16 protein-coding genes and 1 riboswitch are annotated in these 17,191 nt (G+C 29.9%); of the genes, 13 read left to right on the top strand and 3 right to left on the bottom strand.

The features are described 5' to 3' along the window. Positions 1-62 precede the first annotated feature (62 nt). Genes I6E17_RS04470 through era form a run of 6 tightly spaced genes read left to right on the top strand, consistent with a single transcriptional unit; the run spans position 63 to position 6,197 of the window. Positions 63-893: a cell division protein FtsX gene (locus tag I6E17_RS04470; RefSeq protein WP_235235838.1), complete on the top strand. Its 831-nt coding sequence runs from the start codon at positions 63-65 to the stop codon at positions 891-893. Beyond that, positions 890-1,996, top strand: a complete 1,107-nt coding sequence (locus tag I6E17_RS04465) for a murein hydrolase activator EnvC family protein (protein WP_235235837.1) — start codon at positions 890-892, stop codon at positions 1,994-1,996. Before I6E17_RS04470 ends, I6E17_RS04465 begins: the two co-directional genes overlap by 4 nt. Before the next feature lie 20 nt (positions 1,997-2,016). After that, a complete protein-coding gene (locus tag I6E17_RS04460) occupies positions 2,017-2,829 on the top strand; it encodes an NAD(+)/NADH kinase (RefSeq protein WP_235235836.1) in 813 nt (270 codons plus the stop codon). After that, positions 2,823-4,484, top strand: a complete 1,662-nt coding sequence (gene recN / locus I6E17_RS04455) for a DNA repair protein RecN (RefSeq protein WP_235235835.1) — start codon at positions 2,823-2,825, stop codon at positions 4,482-4,484. The genes I6E17_RS04460 and recN overlap by 7 nt, the downstream gene beginning before the upstream one ends. Before the next feature lie 3 nt (positions 4,485-4,487). Further along, positions 4,488-5,300, top strand: a complete 813-nt coding sequence (locus tag I6E17_RS04450; protein WP_235235834.1) for a tyrosine-type recombinase/integrase — start codon at positions 4,488-4,490, stop codon at positions 5,298-5,300. Between the two features lie 3 nt (positions 5,301-5,303). Continuing rightward, a complete protein-coding gene (gene era, locus I6E17_RS04445; protein WP_176829626.1) occupies positions 5,304-6,197 on the top strand; it encodes a GTPase Era in 894 nt (297 codons plus the stop codon). 72 nt (positions 6,198-6,269) lie between these two features. Here the strand turns inward: era and I6E17_RS04440 are convergent, their stop codons facing one another. The 3 genes from I6E17_RS04440 to trpS form a co-directional block, all read right to left on the bottom strand. Beyond that, positions 6,270-7,586, bottom strand: a complete 1,317-nt coding sequence (locus tag I6E17_RS04440; RefSeq protein WP_235235833.1) for an NCS2 family permease — start codon at positions 7,584-7,586, stop codon at positions 6,270-6,272. Positions 7,587-7,620: 34 nt separating this feature from the next. Further along, positions 7,621-7,722, bottom strand: a riboswitch (purine riboswitch). After that, positions 7,712-8,203 carry a nucleoside deaminase gene (locus I6E17_RS04435; protein ID WP_235235831.1) on the bottom strand — a complete coding sequence of 164 codons (492 nt, stop codon included), beginning with the start codon at positions 8,201-8,203 and terminating at the stop codon, positions 7,712-7,714. Its footprint overlaps the riboswitch before it by 11 nt. Positions 8,204-8,435: 232 nt before the next feature. After that, positions 8,436-9,416, bottom strand: a complete 981-nt coding sequence (gene trpS / locus I6E17_RS04430) for a tryptophan--tRNA ligase (RefSeq protein WP_235235829.1) — start codon at positions 9,414-9,416, stop codon at positions 8,436-8,438. A 398-nt stretch (positions 9,417-9,814) separates the two neighbouring features. On the opposite strand from trpS, the gene I6E17_RS04425 reads away from it, so the two are divergent. From I6E17_RS04425 to zupT, 7 genes are all read left to right on the top strand, one after another. Next, on the top strand, positions 9,815-10,762 hold the full coding sequence (locus I6E17_RS04425; protein WP_235235827.1) for an ROK family protein: 948 nt from the start codon (positions 9,815-9,817) through the stop codon (positions 10,760-10,762). Positions 10,763-10,881: 119 nt separating this feature from the next. Next, on the top strand, positions 10,882-11,325 hold the full coding sequence (locus I6E17_RS04420; RefSeq protein ID WP_176829621.1) for a PTS sugar transporter subunit IIA: 444 nt from the start codon (positions 10,882-10,884) through the stop codon (positions 11,323-11,325). A 437-nt stretch (positions 11,326-11,762) separates the two neighbouring features. Continuing rightward, entirely contained in the window at positions 11,763-13,205 is a 1,443-nt protein-coding gene (gene putP / locus I6E17_RS04415; protein WP_235235824.1) for a sodium/proline symporter PutP, read from the top strand. A gap of 391 nt (positions 13,206-13,596) precedes the next feature. Next, entirely contained in the window at positions 13,597-15,054 is a 1,458-nt protein-coding gene (locus I6E17_RS04410; protein ID WP_235235822.1) for a UDP-N-acetylmuramoyl-L-alanyl-D-glutamate--2,6-diaminopimelate ligase, read from the top strand. Between the two features lies 1 nt (position 15,055). Beyond that, positions 15,056-15,898 carry a 3-deoxy-8-phosphooctulonate synthase gene (gene kdsA, locus I6E17_RS04405; protein ID WP_176829618.1) on the top strand — a complete coding sequence of 281 codons (843 nt, stop codon included), beginning with the start codon at positions 15,056-15,058 and terminating at the stop codon, positions 15,896-15,898. 132 nt (positions 15,899-16,030) lie between these two features. Further along, positions 16,031-16,189 (top strand): DUF2147 domain-containing protein, encoded by a 159-nt coding sequence (locus I6E17_RS04400; protein WP_235235820.1) that lies wholly within the window; start codon positions 16,031-16,033, stop codon positions 16,187-16,189. 186 nt (positions 16,190-16,375) lie between these two features. Beyond that, positions 16,376-17,173 (top strand): zinc transporter ZupT, encoded by a 798-nt coding sequence (gene zupT / locus I6E17_RS04395; RefSeq protein ID WP_235235819.1) that lies wholly within the window; start codon positions 16,376-16,378, stop codon positions 17,171-17,173. Positions 17,174-17,191: the final 18 nt, after the last annotated feature.

Below are 17,191 nucleotides of genomic sequence, written 5' to 3'. Positions count from 1 at the left end.
ATTTTCAGCTTTATTTTTAAATTAAATTTTATCTATACTATAAAGAAAGGCAGAGTGCTGTTATGTTTAAGACTAATGAAAAAAGAGAAATTAATAATTTTACCGGAATAAGAAGAGGATTCTTTGGAATAATTGCTGCTGCTTTTATTTTCAATATGTTCTTTGCTGGTTTTTTAAATATCTCTTCTCATATAAAAGAACTTAAAAATAAAAATTTCATAATGGCTGAACTTCAAAGCAGCCTTTCTCAGTCTAAAAAAGAAGAACTGGAACAAAAATTTTTAAACCTTAAAGAAGTTCAAAAAGTTACATATGTAGACAGCTACACAGCTTTTCAAGATCTACAGAAAAATTTAGGAATAGTTATACCAAAAGGAGAAAATCCTCTTCCTGATTCCTTAAGAATATATTTCAAAAATGCAGAAGATGTTGAAAAACTTCAGTCTGTTCTTGAAGAAACTCAAGAAATAAAAGAATTTTTTATTGATGGAATATATATATCTGAAATAAATAACAGAGTAAGAATTCTAAATCTTTTCGGTATAATTTTTGCAGCAGGTATAGTCTGCTCCCTTTTTATTCTTAACTCTGTTTTCAAATTTCAAATTGAAACAGATTATCTTATAAATATTATGACAGACAGCACAAATCCAAGAAATCGTATTAAGGCTAAAAATATAAATTTACTTCCTTTTACTGTTGCTGTGTTTATAAGTCTTTTGCTTTTCTTTAATTTTTATGTCATAGTAAGAAAAGCATTAATTCAAGGAGTAATTTTTACAGATGTGCTTAGTCTTTTACAAATACTTTATCTTCAGACAGGGGCAGCTGTTCTTATAGTTCTTTATGCTTGGTTTATGCCCGTCTATAAAAGAACAGGAGTCAAAAGATGAAAACAGAAGTTATGAAAAAAACTCTGGTTTTTTTTCTTGCTTTATCTTTTGCAGCTTCTGCAGCTTCTGTTGATGATATGAAAGCACAGCTAAAAAAACTAGATAATGAAATAAAAGCTAAAAATGAAAGAATTGAAAATATAGATATAGAGAAGAAAACAATAGCTCAGCAAATAGAAGAAATAAAAAAAGATATTGAATCTATTGAAAGAGATAAAGATAAAATAGAAAAAGATATTGAAGTGGTTTCAAAAAATATTGACTATGGACAAAGAAATATGACTTTTAATTCAAATGAGCTTCAAAGAAAAAAAGCTCTTTTTGATGCAAAAATTATTGCTTGGTCAAGGAGAAGTAAAAGTCATACTGGCTTTGAAGAAGAAAGTGTCATTAAAAGACAGTTTGCAAGAGTTCTTTATGAAGATTTAAATAGAATGACAAAAATTAAAGATGTTCAAGCTAATATTGCCACTGTTAAAGCTGACATTGAAAAAGAAAAAAGAAAACTGAGCTCACTTAAATCACAGCTTAATGATAAAAAAAATCAGATTGCAAAAAAACAACAGCAACATAATGCACTTATTCAAAAGCTGAATTCAGAGAAAAACAGCCATATAAAAACTATAAGTAATCTTCAAAAAGAAAAACAAAGAATAGAAAAAGAAATTGAAGATATCATTAAAAAAAGAACTACAATATCAAAAGATGTTGATTTTGCAAAAGCACAAAAGAATTTAGGAAAAGCTGTCAAACCTGCAGCAGGAAATATTGTTGTCAGATTTAAGCAGGAAAAAGCAAAATCAGTTCTAAGCAACGGTATTGAAATAAACTCAAATCTTGGTAACAGAGTAAGAGCTTCTATGAAAGGAAAAGTTATATATGTTGATAAACTTCAAGGACTTGGAAAAGTTATCATGATAGACTATGGATATAATACCATAGGTGTCTATGGAAATATAATTTCAGCAAAAGTTAAAGTAAACCAAAGAGTAGAAGCTGGAGAACCTATTGGAATTCTTGGCCTTTCAACAGAAGGAAAACCAAATTTATACTATGAAGTAAGATTTAATCTTAAACCTATAAATCCTGAAATAATGTTTTAGTTCTGCCTATAGGAGAGACTATGAAAAAATGTGTTATTTTTTATAATGAAGAAAAAAGCAGTGCTGTTATCTGCTTTAATAAAGTTAAAAAATTTTTAACAGAAGAAAATGTTGAAATTCTTTCTGAAAATTGTATAGAAAAAGCTGATTTTGCAGTAGTAATAGGAGGAGATGGAACTCTTCTCCGTGCTGCTCAGAAAATTATAAAAAATGAAAATATTATAATTATTGCTGTAAATGCTGGTAGTCTTGGATTTCTTACAGAAGTTAAGGCAGATGAAGCTGTTGATGCATGTAAATTATATCTTTCAGGAAAATATAATATAGATAACAGAGGGCTTCTTGACATATGGGTTAATGGAGAAAAAAGATCTGTTCTCAATGAAGCTGTTTTTTCAAATGGAGGTATGGCAAGGCGTCCTGTTAAAATAGGACTTTATTCTGATAAAGGAAAAATAAATTCATACAGAGGAGATGGAGTAATTATTTCTACTCCTACTGGTTCTACTGCTTATTCTCTTTCAGCAGGAGGACCTATTATTTCCCATTATCTTGATGCTGTTTTAATAACTCCTATTGCGCCTCATAATCTTACTACACGCCCTATTGTAATAGATATAAAAAGAGAAATATATGTAAAAGTTGAAGATGATCCTGAAAGTAAAAGAGAAAGCTATATAATTGCTGATGGAGATTCATGGAAAAAGATAACCAGAGATGATGACATTAAAGTAAAATATTCTGACAAAAAATTAAAACTTCTTTGTCCTGAAAACAGAAATTATTATTCTGTACTTAAAGAGAAATTAAAGTGGGGAGATAATCTATGTTAAAAGAACTTCAGATAGAAAATTTAGCTATAATTGAAAAATTGGATTTAGAATTTGGAGACGGACTTATAACTCTTACAGGGGAAACAGGAGCAGGAAAATCCATAATTTTAAGTGGTATAAATCTTCTTATTGGAGAAAAAACAAATATAGAAATGCTCCGTGATGGAGAAAAACTTCTGGTTGCACAAGGAGTTTTCAGTGTAAACAAAGAGCAGGAAAAAGAACTTGAAGAACTTGGAATAGAAGCTGAAGAGGGAGAAGTAATTGTAAGAAGAACAATGGACAGCAAAGGAAAAGGAAAAGCCTTTGTAAATAATATGAGAGTTCCTGTCTCTGGACTTAAAGAAATAATGGGAACACTTGTTGATATTGTAGGGCAACATTCACATCAAATGCTTCTTAACAAAGAAAATCACATAAAGCTTCTTGATAAATTCACTGAAGATGAAACAAAAGAAATAAGAAAAAATCTTGAAACTGCTCTTGATGACTTTACAAGACTTGACAGAAAAATTGAAAGAATTGATGAAGAAAAAAAAGAACTGAGAGAAAAGAAAGAATTTTATGAATTTCAACTTGATGAAATAGATAAAGTAAGTCTTGTTAAAGATGAAGATGAAATTCTTGAAAATGAATATAAAAAACTTTTTAATGCTGGAAAAATAAAAGAAAAACTTTCTATGGCTGAAGCTTGTCTTAAAAATGGTGAAGTTAATGCTTTAAGCATAATATATGCAAGTAAAAAAAATATAGAATCAATAGCTGACTATGGAGAAGAATTTCAAGAAAATCTTGAAAGATTAGAAAGAGTTTACTATGATCTTGAAGACTGTGTCAGTTCTATGGAACGCCTTAATGAAGAAATTGAAGTTGATGAAGGAAGACTTGAAGAAGTTATTTCAAGACTTGATGCTATAGGAAAATTAAAAAATAAATATGGAAGTACTATTGAAGAAATTTTAGAATATAGAACTGAAATAGATAAAAAACTTAAAAATCTTGATGAAAGTAACTTTCAAGTAAAAAAACTCATAAAAGAAAGAGAAAAAGCAAAAGAAAATTATTGGAAATCTGCACTTGAATTAAGAGAAATAAGAAAAAAATGTATTAAAAAAATAGAAGAACAGCTTGGAGATGAGCTTACATATCTTAATATGAAAGATGCAAAATTTGAAATTTCTCTTGAAGAAAAAGATACTATGACAAAAAATGGTTCTGATAACATAGAATTTTTTATTTCTACAAATGCAGGACAAAAACCAAAGCCACTTCAAAAAATTGCTTCTGGTGGAGAGGTCAGCAGAATTATGCTGGCTCTTAAAGTTATTTTCTCTCATGTTGATAACATTCCTATCCTTATTTTTGATGAAATTGATACAGGAGTTGGAGGGGAAACTGTAAGAAAAATTGCAGGAAAATTAAAAGAAATTGGAAGGAATGCACAGGTTATATGTATTACCCATTCACCTGCTATTGCTTCTAAGGCTTCAGAACAGTTCTTTATTGAAAAGAAAACAGAAAACGATAAAACGGTCACAACAGTAAGAAAGCTTGATGATAAAGGCAGAGTTAATGAAATTGCAAGAATGCTTGCAGGAGAAAATGTTTCAGAAGCTGTTATAAGTCATGCAAAAGAATTACTGTCAGAGGAGTAATTTATGGAACAAGATTTACTTGAAAAATTTTTAAAAGCATCATATGAAAAACAAACTGTTTCAGAGATAAGTCTCAGCATGTATAAAAAAGATTTGGTTGATTTTAAAAATTTTTTAGGAGAAAAATCATATGAATCTGCAAATAAGAATGATATAGCAGATTATATAAAATACATGGAAAAAAAATATCTTGAAAACTCTATTATCCGTAAAGTAAGTTCTATTAAAAGTTTTTATAAATTTCTTTTAAAAATAGGAGTAATTTATGAATCTCCTGCTGAAATGATTAATATGTCAAGAAAGGAGAAGAAAACTCCTGAAAGAAAAATAGAACTTAATGAACTTAAAAGTATTTTAGATTGCTGTGGAGAAGACAGCAAAGGGAAAAGAGACAGAATTATTATAAAACTTCTTTCTGAAACAGGAATGCAGATAACAGATATTCTTAATCTTAAACTTTCTGAAATGGAAGAAAAAGATTACCATTCTTTCGCTGTAAAAACAGGAAATGAATATATTATTGCAGAACTTACAGAAGAATCCTCTTATGAATTAAAGGAATATGTAACAAAATATAGAAATAATATAGTAAAAGATACTTATGATGATAAAATTTTCTGCGATTTAAGCAGACAAAATTTCAGAGCAAGATTTATAAAATATGCTGAAAAAGCTGGACTGGAAAGAGGAGTTCTTCCTCATATGATAAAAAATAGATGTCAATATGAAAGACACGAAGCACCTTACGAAAAAAAAGATGAACTTTTAAAAAAAATAAAAGAAGAATATATTAGAATAGGAATAGGAGATGATTAATCAATGAAGGCTGGATTTATAGCAGTTGTAGGAAGACCTAATGTTGGAAAATCTACACTTATAAACAAACTTGTAAGTGAGAAAGTTGCTATCGTTTCTGATAAAGCAGGAACTACAAGAGATACTATAAAAGGAATATTAAATGTAAACGGAAACCAATATGTTTTTATTGATACTCCTGGAATACATAAACCTAAACACCTTTTAGGAGAATATATGACAAACAGTGCTGTCAAAATTCTTAAAGATGTTGACCTTATTCTTATGATTCTTGATGGGACTCAAGAAATAAGCACTGGAGATGAATTTGTAATGGAAAGAGTCATGGAAGCGAGAAGAACTCCAAGGATTCTTGTCATAAATAAAATAGACAAACTTACAGATGAACAGCTTCAGGCTAAAAAAGAAGAGGTTGCAGAAAAACTTGGAAAATTTGATGGAATAGTTGAAATTGCAGGAGAATATGGTATTGGTCTTGCTAAACTTTTAAATGCAATAGATCCATTCCTTGAAGAAGGAATTCAATATTATCCTGAAGATATGTATACTGATATGCCTGTTTACAGAATAATTACTGAAATAGTAAGAGAAAAAATTCTTCTAAAAACAAGAGATGAAGTTCCTCATTCTATTGCTATTGAAATAATAAATGTTGAAAGAAGAGAGAATGGAAAAGATAAATTTGATATAAATATTTATGTTGAAAGAGATTCTCAAAAAGGTATTATTATTGGAAAAAATGGAAAAATGCTTAAAGAAATAGGTACTGAAGCAAGAAAAGAAATAGAAATTCTTCTTGGAAAAGAAATATATCTTAACCTTTGGGTTAAAGTAAAAGAGGACTGGAGAAAGAAAAAACCTTTCCTTAAAGAACTTGGATATTTTTCAGAAGATTAATAAAATTTTTAAAATCTCTATAATAAAAGGGCTAATTTCTCAGCCCTTTTATTTTTATATTTATATAATTTTTTAAATCAGTAAGTTTATAACAGAAAGAGCTCCTATTACCCACATTGTTAAAGAAATCTTTTTAAAATCCATACATGCTACATTTATTATGATATAAGATATAAATCCAAAACTAAGCCCTATAGCTATACTATGAGTCATAGGCATAAAGATTATAGTCATAAATGCAGGTATTGATTCTTTCATGCTTGATAAATCAAGATGTGCCACATTTCTAAACATAAATATTCCTACTATAACAAGAGCTGGAGCAACTGCAAAAACTGGAATAGCTTCAACTATTGGTGCTATAAAAAGAGCAAGAAGAAAGAATAATCCAGTAAATATAGAAGCAAGACCTGTTTTAGCTCCTACTTTTATACCTGCTATTGATTCCCCGTAAGTTGTAACTGTACTTGTTCCTAAAAGAGCTCCTATAATTGTAGATGAACAGTCAGCAAGAAGCATTCTTCCAAGACCTTTCTTTCTCTCTTCTTCATTTCTGAATTGTACTTCTTTATAAGTGAACATAAGAACACTTAGTGAGTCAAAAAGATCTATAAACATAAATGAGAAAATAGCTCCAAGAAGACTTACTTTCATTACTCCAAATACATTAAGTTTAAATAGAAGTGGTGACATGCTTGGAGGAGTTGATAAAAGTTTTTCAGGCATAGGAACTTCTCCTAGAATCATTCCTACTATTGAAATAACAATAATACTTATAAGTACTCCACCTTTTACTTTTTTCATATCAAGAATATACATTAAAAATAAACCAGCAAATGAAAGAGCAACTGGAAGTGTAACAGGTGCTATTTTTACAAGAGTTTCAGGATTTGCTTCTATTATTCCCATACTCTTAAGCCCTATAAGTGAAAGAAAAAGTCCTATTCCTACTGTTGCTGCTGTTGAAAGCTGCTGAGGAATAGAATTTATAATTTTTTCTCTTATTCCACATATTGCAAGTACAAGATAAAATACTCCAGAAAAGAATACTACTCCAAGAGCATCTTGCCAAGATATTCCATTTCCCATAACAAGTGTAAAAGTAAAGAAAGCATTAAGTCCTACTCCTGGAGCAAGAGATATAGGAACATTTCCTAAAATTCCTCCAAGAAAAGAACCAATTGCTGTTGCAACACATGTTACAGTTACAAGAGCCCCTTTATCCATACCTGTAAGTGAAAGAACTGCCGGGTTAACAAATATAATATAAGATATTGTTAAAAAAGTAGTAAGTCCTCCAAAGAACTCGCTTCTTATACTCCCTCCTCTTTCTGAAATAAGAAATTTTTCATCCAGAAACTTAACTATTCCGCTGTTATTTTGTGACATTTTTTATATTTCCCCCTTAAAAATTTATGGGGCAGACTTTATTAAGTCAGCCCGTAGTAGATTTATTTATGGTAAATCTGTAGAGACTTTTGATCCTTATTATCAAAATTATACGAGCGTCTCTCTTATTTATTCCAATATCCTATATGAGCTCTTGCTATTTCTTTTGCAAGTTCTTCATCTGCTATAGGTCCGATTACTTCAATTGGTTTTTGCCCTTTTGCAAGTATCTCTCTGCAAGGCATATCAAATGTAGGATTATCTTCATCTGCACCTGTAAGAGCAAGAAGATCTTTCTCACTTATTCCATAGACTATTCTTCCTACATTTCCCCAATAGATAGCACCTGTGCACATACAACATGGTTCAGCTGTAGAGTATAAAGTACAATCCCATAAGAATTCTCTTGAATAAAGTTTTACAGCTTTTCTCATTGCAGTTGTTTCTGCATGACCTGTACATTCTTTTTCAGTAACTTCAATATTTCCTGATTCAACAATAATATTTCCCTCTTTGTCAACTATTAAAGCTCCAAAAGGGTGATTCCCTGCTGCAACAGCTTCATCAGCAATTTCAATACATCTTCTGATGTATTGAAAGTGGTCTAAATTTGTCATTTTTTCCTCCTGAAAATAAAAAATTATAAAATAAAAAAAGCAGCCTCATGGGCTGCCATATATTTTTACTCACACTCCACCCATGCAAGATGAGCAGTTTCTACACCTGCCTAATGAGTCTCTTGTGGGCGCCATGTTACCTATTTGTTTTTGAATGAACATGAAAATATATTAACTGATTTTTACAATGTTGTCAACAAAGAAATATTTTTGAAATAAAAATTTTTTTCTTTTATTTGTAGATATTTCCCATTAGACCTACTATTTTTTTAGCTTCTGATATTTTTTTACTTGCTATTGCACGAGCTTTTTCTGCACCTTTTCTCAATATTTCATCTACAAGCTCAGGATTTTTTGCAAGTTCTTCTCTTCTTGCACGAGCTTCTCCAAAATATTCAAGAATCATTTCAAGAAGTTCTTTTTTAGCATGACCGTATCCATAATTTCCTGCCATAAATTTATCTTCCATCTCTTTTACTTGTTCTTTTGTTGCAAAAAGCTTATAAAGAGCTGTTATGTTATTATCAGGATTTTTAGGCTCTTCCAATGGAGTTGAATCTGTTACAATACTCATAACCTGTTTTTTTAAAATATTTTTTGGAGCAAACATATTAATTACATTTCCATATGATTTACTCATTTTCTGCCCATCTGTTCCAGGAACTACTGCCACACTTTCAAGTATCATAGGTTCTGGAAGTTTAAAAAAGTCTGTTTTATATTGCTGATTAAATTTCATTGCAATATCTCTTGCAAACTCAAGATGTTGCTTTTGGTCTTTTCCTACTGGGACAACATCTGAATCATAAATTAAAATATCTGCTGCCATAAGAATAGGATAAGTCAAAAGTCCAGTATTAGGAAAAAATCCTTTTGCTATTTTGTCTTTGTATGAATGCCCTCTTTCCATAAGTCCTACAGGGGTAACATTTGATAAAAGCCATGAAAGCTCTACATGCTCAGGAACATCTGACTGAAGAAAAAGTGTAGATTTTTCAGGATCAAGTCCTAATGCAAGGTAATCAAGAATAATATTTCTTGTACTTTCTCTTAAAAGTTCTGGATCTGTAAGAGATGTAAGTGAATGGTAATCAGCAACAAAATAAAATCCTTCAACCTTATCTTGATTTTCTATAAATTGTTTCATAGCTCCAAAATAGTTTCCTAGGTGAAGAGTTCCACTTGGCTGAATTCCAGATAAACTTCTTTTCATAAAATCCTCCTAAAAATAAAAATGTATCTATTCATTTTCTTTGAACATATAAATTCTGACAAAAAAGCCTGTGATAAAAGTACCACAGGCTAAACTAATTTATTTTTTAGATAGTGATACAATTTCATTTAGTTTTACATTACAAAATGGTTTGTATCTTTAACTTAATACAAACTTTTTCTAGCACCACCAATATGAAATTGCGTAATAATTTATTTTCATGACACTACCTCTTTAACTTTTCAATAAAATTAGTATATCACTATATTTTTTATTTATCAAGAGGTTTGTAATTTTTTCTTTCCTACTGTATGAAAATAATTTAAAGTTTATTGCTAAAAATAAAAATATTAATTATAATGTCAATATATGAGTATATTATGAACGGAGGAATATATATGAGTTATATTGCAGGTGTTGATATTGGAGGAACAAATACAAAAATAGGAATTGTTACTGAAGAGGGAGAAATTCTTGTAAAAAAAAGTATTAAAACTCTTTCTCTTGAAGGTGCTGAAAAAACAATGACAAGAATATGGGAAACTATAAAAGAACTTTTAAGCACTCTTAATATAGATGAAAAAGATTTAAAAGGAGTTGGAATGGGAATTCCAGGCCCTGTTATGAATAAAAAAGTCGTTGGATTTTTTGCAAACTTTCCATGGGAAAGAAATCTTAATGTTTCACAGATGTTTGAAATCATAAGTGGAAAAACTACAAGACTTGACAATGATGTTAATGTTATCGCTCTTGGAGAAGCAAAATATGGTGCTGGAAAAGGGGCAAGCTCAAGTGTAACTATTGCTCTTGGAACTGGAATCGGAGGAGGGATCTATGTAGATGGAAATCTTATCTCTGGATTTACTGGTGCAGGTGGAGAAATAGGACATATGAAACTTGTAAAAGATGGTAAACTTTGTGGATGTGGACAAAAAGGATGTTTTGAAGCTTATGCTTCTGCAACTGGAATAGAAAGAGAAGCTGTTTCCAGACTCCTTGTTAATAAAACAAATCTTCTTTATGAAAAAATAAATGGAGATATCAGTAAGCTTGAAGCAAAAGATGTATTTGATGCAGCCAAAGAAGGAGATGCTTTTTCTCTTGAAATAGTAGATTATGAAGCTGAATACCTTGCTATGGGTATAGGAAATATTTTAAATATTATAAATCCTCAAAAAGTTATTCTTGGAGGAGGAGTTGCTCTTGCAGGAGATATTCTTCTTGACAGAGTAAAAGATAAACTTCCTAAATATGCCCTTGCTGTAACTCTTAATGATTTTAATATTGTCCTTGGTACTCTTGGAAATGATGCAGGAATAAAAGGAGCTGCTGCCCTTATTTTATAGATTCTTCAAAAAGATATTGTTCCTTATATTATAGTTTTAATAATTTTAGCATAAAATATTTTAAGATTAAAAAAAATATGGTATAATTAAGAGAACAAAACGGCGGGAGATGATACTTTATGTTAGAAAAAGATATAAGAAGTAAAGTTAATATAATTGATAGTATTGAAAATTGGGAAAACGCTATAAGACTCGCTGCAAAACCTTTGCTTTTAGATAATTCTATAACAGAAAATTATGTAAGATCAATGGTAAACAATGTAAAAAAATTTGGAGCATACATTGTAATCAACGATACAATAGCTCTTGCACACTCAAGACCTGAAGACGGAGTTTCAAGAAACTGTCTTTCTCTTTTAAAAATTAATGAAGGTGTAGTGTTTGATGAAAATCTTGGAGATAAGGTTTATCTTATCTTTGTTCTTGGTGCTGTAAGTAATAGAAGTCATATAGATATACTTTTAAAACTTATGGAAATAATTGACAACCAAGATATGATAAAGAGACTTATTGAAGCAACAAGTATAAGTTCTCTGATTGAAATACTTGAAGAAGTTTTATAAAAATTTGACATTTAAATTAAAAGTGTGTATAATCAGATTTATACAAAATAAAATTAAAGGAGATAAAAAATGATTAAAAAAGTTTTACTTTCAATTACTCTTAACCCCATGGTTCCGTAGAAGGAATTTGTGTTTGTGATTTTTCATAGATGCAAATTCATTTTGTGATTAAAGACGGATTGAATTTGCGTCTATGGAACTGTAATTGAAGAAAAAACTTAATTTATATTTTTTATTTCTTAATTATGAGACCATTTAGACGCATATAAGTATGCTCTGAATGGTCTTTTTATTTTAATTAAAACTTTATGGAGGATAGATATTTATGAAAAAAATAAAAAACAAATTTCCCGAAAGGGTAAAAGCAGAAATTAAATACTATATAATTGGAGAAAAAGATAAAATTTTAGAATGATATTTTTAGGAGGAAATTTAAAATGGCAAAAATTGAAACTTTAGTTACTTTTGGAATATATTTATTATTTTTAATGGGTGTAGGAGTTTATTTTTATAAAAGAACAAAAAGTTCTGAAGATTATATAATTGGTGGAAGAGGACTTGGTTCTTGGGTTACAGCTCTTTCTGCACAAGCCAGTGATATGAGTGGATGGCTTCTTATGGGACTTCCTGGTGCTGTTTATCTTTCAGGTATGAGTCAAATATGGACAATTATTGGACTAGCACTTGGAACATATTTAAACTGGAAATTTGTTGCTGCAAAATTAAGAGTTCAAACAGAGGAAACAGACACTATGACTATTCCAAATTTTTTAAGCAGAAAATTAGGAGATGAAAAAGGATATATAAGAACATTTTCTGCTGTTGTCATACTTTTCTTTTTTACAGTTTATTCTGCTTCAGGACTTGTTGCTGCTGGAAAACTTTTTGAAAGTATACTTGGAATAGATTATAGAACTGCTGTCCTTATTGGAGGATTCACTATTATATTTTATACTTTTATGGGAGGATATCTTGCTTGCTGTTGGACAGACTTCTTTCAAGGAGCACTTATGTTCTTTGCAATTATAGTTGTTCCTACTGCTGCATACTTCCATGGAGGTAAAATTGATGGAATACAGTCTGCTATGGAAGTAAGAAATATTTCTTTAAGAATTTTTAACGGAGGAGGAACAGCAGAAATTCTTACAATGATTTCATGTATTGCATGGGGGCTTGGATATTTTGGACAACCTCACATTCTTATAAGATTTATGAGTGTTAAATCTGTTAAAGAACTTACAAAAGCAAGACACATAGCTATGATATGGGTTGTTATTTCACTTATTGGTGCTGTGGCAGTAGGAATTACAGGAATTTCAGTTTTTAAATCTGTTAATGAACTTGGAGGAGATTCTGAAAAAATATTCATATATCTTATTTCAAAACTTTTCAATCCTTGGATAGGAGGAGTTCTTCTTGCTGCAATTCTTTCTGCAATAATGTCAACTATAGATTCTCAGCTTTTAGTTTCATCTTCAACACTTACTGAAGACTTCTATAGATATATTAAAAAAGATGCAAGTGAAAAAGAAAAAATCTGGACTGGAAGAGCTGGAATAATTCTTATTTCTGCTATAGCTTACATACTTGCATTAAATCCAAATGCTAAAGTTCTTTCAATGGTTGCTTATGCATGGGCTGGATTTGGAGGAGTTTTTGGTCCAGCTGTTCTTATGACTTTATATTGTAAAAAACTTAATTGGAAAAGTGTTTTCAGTGGAATGATTGCTGGAACTATTGCCATTATTTTATGGAAATATTTAGGATATGGGGATTATTTATATGAAATTATACCTGCTTTCATTCTTAATGGAGCTGTAATTTATATAACAGAAAAAGTTTTCTTTGGAGTTAATGAAAAAAGTCTTGTAAGAAATTAATTTTTTATAAAGGGCTGTTACATTTTCTAATTTATACAAATAAAATTTTAGAATATTGAAAATATTTTTGTAATTTATGAAGTGAGTTGAACGCTGAAAAATGACACTGTCTGAGTGAAACGAGTTTGTCATTTTTAGTGAAACGAACAATATAAATAAAAAATATTTTCACAAGATAAAATTTTATTTTTATAGATTTGTAACAGTCCTTTATCTTTAATTTCTATCATGTACAAAAAAAATGAACAAAAATATTATAAACTATATAAGAAAATATACCGTCAAAGATAAAAGTATGAACATAACAAATATATTTTTGGAGAATTCAAGAGAAATAATAAATATTATATAATATAGTATTGAGATATAAAACAACAAGGAGAGTAGCACAATGGAAATAAAAAGAATTTTAAATGGAATAGATTATGAGATACTTCAGGAAATAAACCAAGATTTTTCTGCAAAAAGTATGGAATATGATTCAAGAAAAATAAATAAAGGCGATATTTTTATTGCTCTTGAAGGACATACTGTTGACGGACACAACTTTATAGAAAAAGCTGTTGAAAATGGAGCTGAAACAATTTTTGTATCTAAAAAGGATATTCCTCTTATTGAAGGAATAAATTTCTACTACATAAAAAATTTAAATGAAGATATGGGAAAAATTGCTTCAAACTTTTATGGTTATCCTCAAAATGCTCTTAAAATAATAGGAGTTACTGGAACTAATGGAAAAACAACTACAACTTATATACTTGAAGCTCTTCTTGGAGAAGACAAAACAGCAAGACTTGGAACTGTAGAATATAAAATAGGAGATGAAATAATTCCTGCTCCAAATACAACTCCTATGTCACTTGATATTGTAAAAATGTGTAAAAAAGCTGCTGATAAAAATTTAAAATATTTAGTAATGGAAATTAGTTCTCACGGACTTGAACTTGGAAGAGTAAATATGCTTAAACTTGATGTAGCTATATTCACAAATCTTACAGAAGATCATATGGACTTCCATAAAAATATGGAAAATTACTTTAATGCTAAGAAAAAAATATTCTCTCTTTTAAAAGATACAAGAAACTCTGTTATAAATATTGATGATAAATATGGACAAAAATATATAGAATATACAAACGGACTTTCTTATGGACTTGAAAAAGGAGATATAACAGGAAAAATTGAACATATTTCAAGACATGGTCAAAAAGTTGAACTTAAAATATTTAATAATAAATATGAAACTGAACTTAAACTTCTTGGAAAATTTAATCTTTATAACCTTCTTGGTGCAATCGGAGCAGTTAAGTGCATGGGTATGAAAGATGAAGATATCCTTGAAAAAATAAAGTATATACATGGAGCTCCAGGAAGATTTGAACCTGTAAATATTGATGCAGATTTCACTGTTATAGTTGACTATGCACATACAGGAGATGCCCTTGAAAATATTTTAAAAAGTGTAAATGAATTAAAAACAGGAAAAGTTATTTCTGTGTTTGGATGTGGAGGAGACAGAGACAGAGAAAAAAGACCTGTTATGGGAAGAATTGCTGAAAAATACAGTGACTTTACAATTGTAACTTCTGATAATCCAAGAACAGAAGATCCTCAAGAAATCATAAGAGAAATTGCTGCAGGTCTTCAGAAAGATAACCATGTAATTCAGCCTGACAGAGCAAAAGCAATTGAGATAGCAGTGCAAAATGCAGAAAAAGATGATATAATAGTTATAGCTGGAAAAGGTCATGAAACTTACCAAATTATTGGAAGAGAAAAAAGACATTTTGATGACAGGGAGGCTGTCAGAGAAGCTCTGGCTAATCTAATTTTAAGAGGAGAAAAATAATATGATAGAAAGCTTACAAATGACAAAAGAAGTAAAAGTCGGAAATTTTACAATTGGAGGAAATAAGAGATTTGCTCTTATAGCCGGACCATGTGCCATTGAAAGCGAAGAAATGTCTCTTGCAGTAGCAAAAAAAATTAAAGAAATTTGTGACAAATTAGGAATAAATTATATTTTTAAATCTTCTTTTGACAAAGCAAACAGATCTTCTATTCATTCTTTCAGAGGTGTTGGAATGGAAGAAGGGCTTAGAATATTAAAAAAAGTTAAAGATGAAGTTGGAGTTCCTGTTATAACTGATGTACATGAACCTTGGCAATGTGAAAAAGTTGCTGAAGTTGTAGATATGCTTCAAATTCCTGCTTTTCTTTGCAGACAGACAGATCTTATAATTGCAGCAGGAAAAACAGGACTTCCTGTAAATGTTAAAAAAGGACAGTTTCTTGCTCCTTGGGATATGAAAAATGTTGTGACTAAAATGCAGGAAATAGGTAATGAAGGAGTTCTTCTTTGTGAAAGAGGAAATGTTTTTGGATACAATAATTTTATTGTTGATATGAGAGGACTTTTAGAAATGAGAAAATTTGGAGTGCCTGTTGTTTTTGATGCAACTCACTCTGTACAAATCCCTGGAGGACTTTCAAGCTGCTCTGGAGGGGAAAGAAAATATGTTTTCCCTCTTATGAAAGCTGCTCTTTCAATAGGAGTTGACGCTATATTTGCTGAAGTTCATCCTAATCCTGACAGTGCTCCTTGTGATGGGCCAAATATGCTGTTCCTTGATGATTTAGAACAAGTTCTTACAACAGCTGTAAAACTTGATGATATTGCAAAAGGATTATAAAATAAAAAAGCTGCTGCTGAAATTTAAAATTTGCAGCAGTTTTTATTTGAAGATTTACTTTCACAAATAAAAATCTTTTAATTTTATTCTAAATATGTTTACTCTAAAAAATTTTGTGATATAATAAAACATATGTTATTTTATTTTAATGACAAATTTGAAAATGGAAAAATCTATAATCCTATCAACGGAAAAACATACAACAGCTATATGAAACTTCAAGATGATGGAAAACTTCTTGTTAAAGGTTCTATTGATAAAAAGGGACTAATAGGAAAAAAACAGATTTAGACAAGATATGAATAATTAATTTTAAGCCAAAAATACATTTTAAAATTTTTTCTCTATAAATTTTGTATTTTTGGCTTTTATTTTTTTAATAATTCCTTATCTTTTTAGTAATTAAATATGTATTTAAAATATCAGAATTTATGGTATAATAATGATAGAATAAATTTACACAAAAAGGAGACTAACATGGAAACAGGAAATATCTTAACAGCATTTGCATTGACTTTGGCTGCAGGTCTTGCAATGGGAATAGGAAGTATTTTTTCCTTTGCAGGGAAAAAAAGTAATAATAAATTTCTTTCTGCCTCTCTTGGTTTTGCCTGCGGAGTTATGATATATGTAGCATTTATTGAAATTTTTCCTGAAGCAAGAGAAAGCCTTGCTGAAGGATTTGGAGAAACAAAAGGACTGTGGTTTGCTATTACTTCATTTTTTGCAGGAATGATTTTTATGATTTTTACAGAAAAATTCTGCCTGAAAGAACATGAAGAAAAAGAAGAAGAACATGAAGACTGTTGTCACTGCTGTAACAATAAATCATTATATAGAATGGGGGTTATGACTGCTCTTGCCATTGCTATTCATAATTTTCCTGAAGGTATTGCAATATTCACTTCTGTTTTAAAAGACACTGCCCTTGGCTTTTCTGTGGCAGCTGCAATAGGAATACATAATATTGCTGTCGGTATTGCTGTATCTGCACCTATATATTATGCTACAGAAAATAGAAAAAAAGCCTTTGCCTTTGCTTTGTTTTCAGGACTTTCTGAACCTTTAGGTGCTGTATTTGGATATATTCTTTTAAGAAATTATATGGATGAGATTTTCTTTGGAATACTTCTTGCAGCAGTATCTGGAATTATGGTTTACATTTCTCTTGATGAACTCCTTCCATCAGCACAAAAAAATGGAAATCATCATACTGCAACTTACAGTATGATATTTGGAATGGCTGTTATGGCTGTAAGCCTTATTCTTATTTAAAAATTTTTCGGAGGTAAG

This window comes from Fusobacterium perfoetens, assembly GCF_021531595.1.
Lineage (GTDB): Bacteria > Fusobacteriota > Fusobacteriia > Fusobacteriales > Fusobacteriaceae > Fusobacterium_B.
This window is presented reverse-complemented; position numbering and strand designations above follow the sequence as displayed.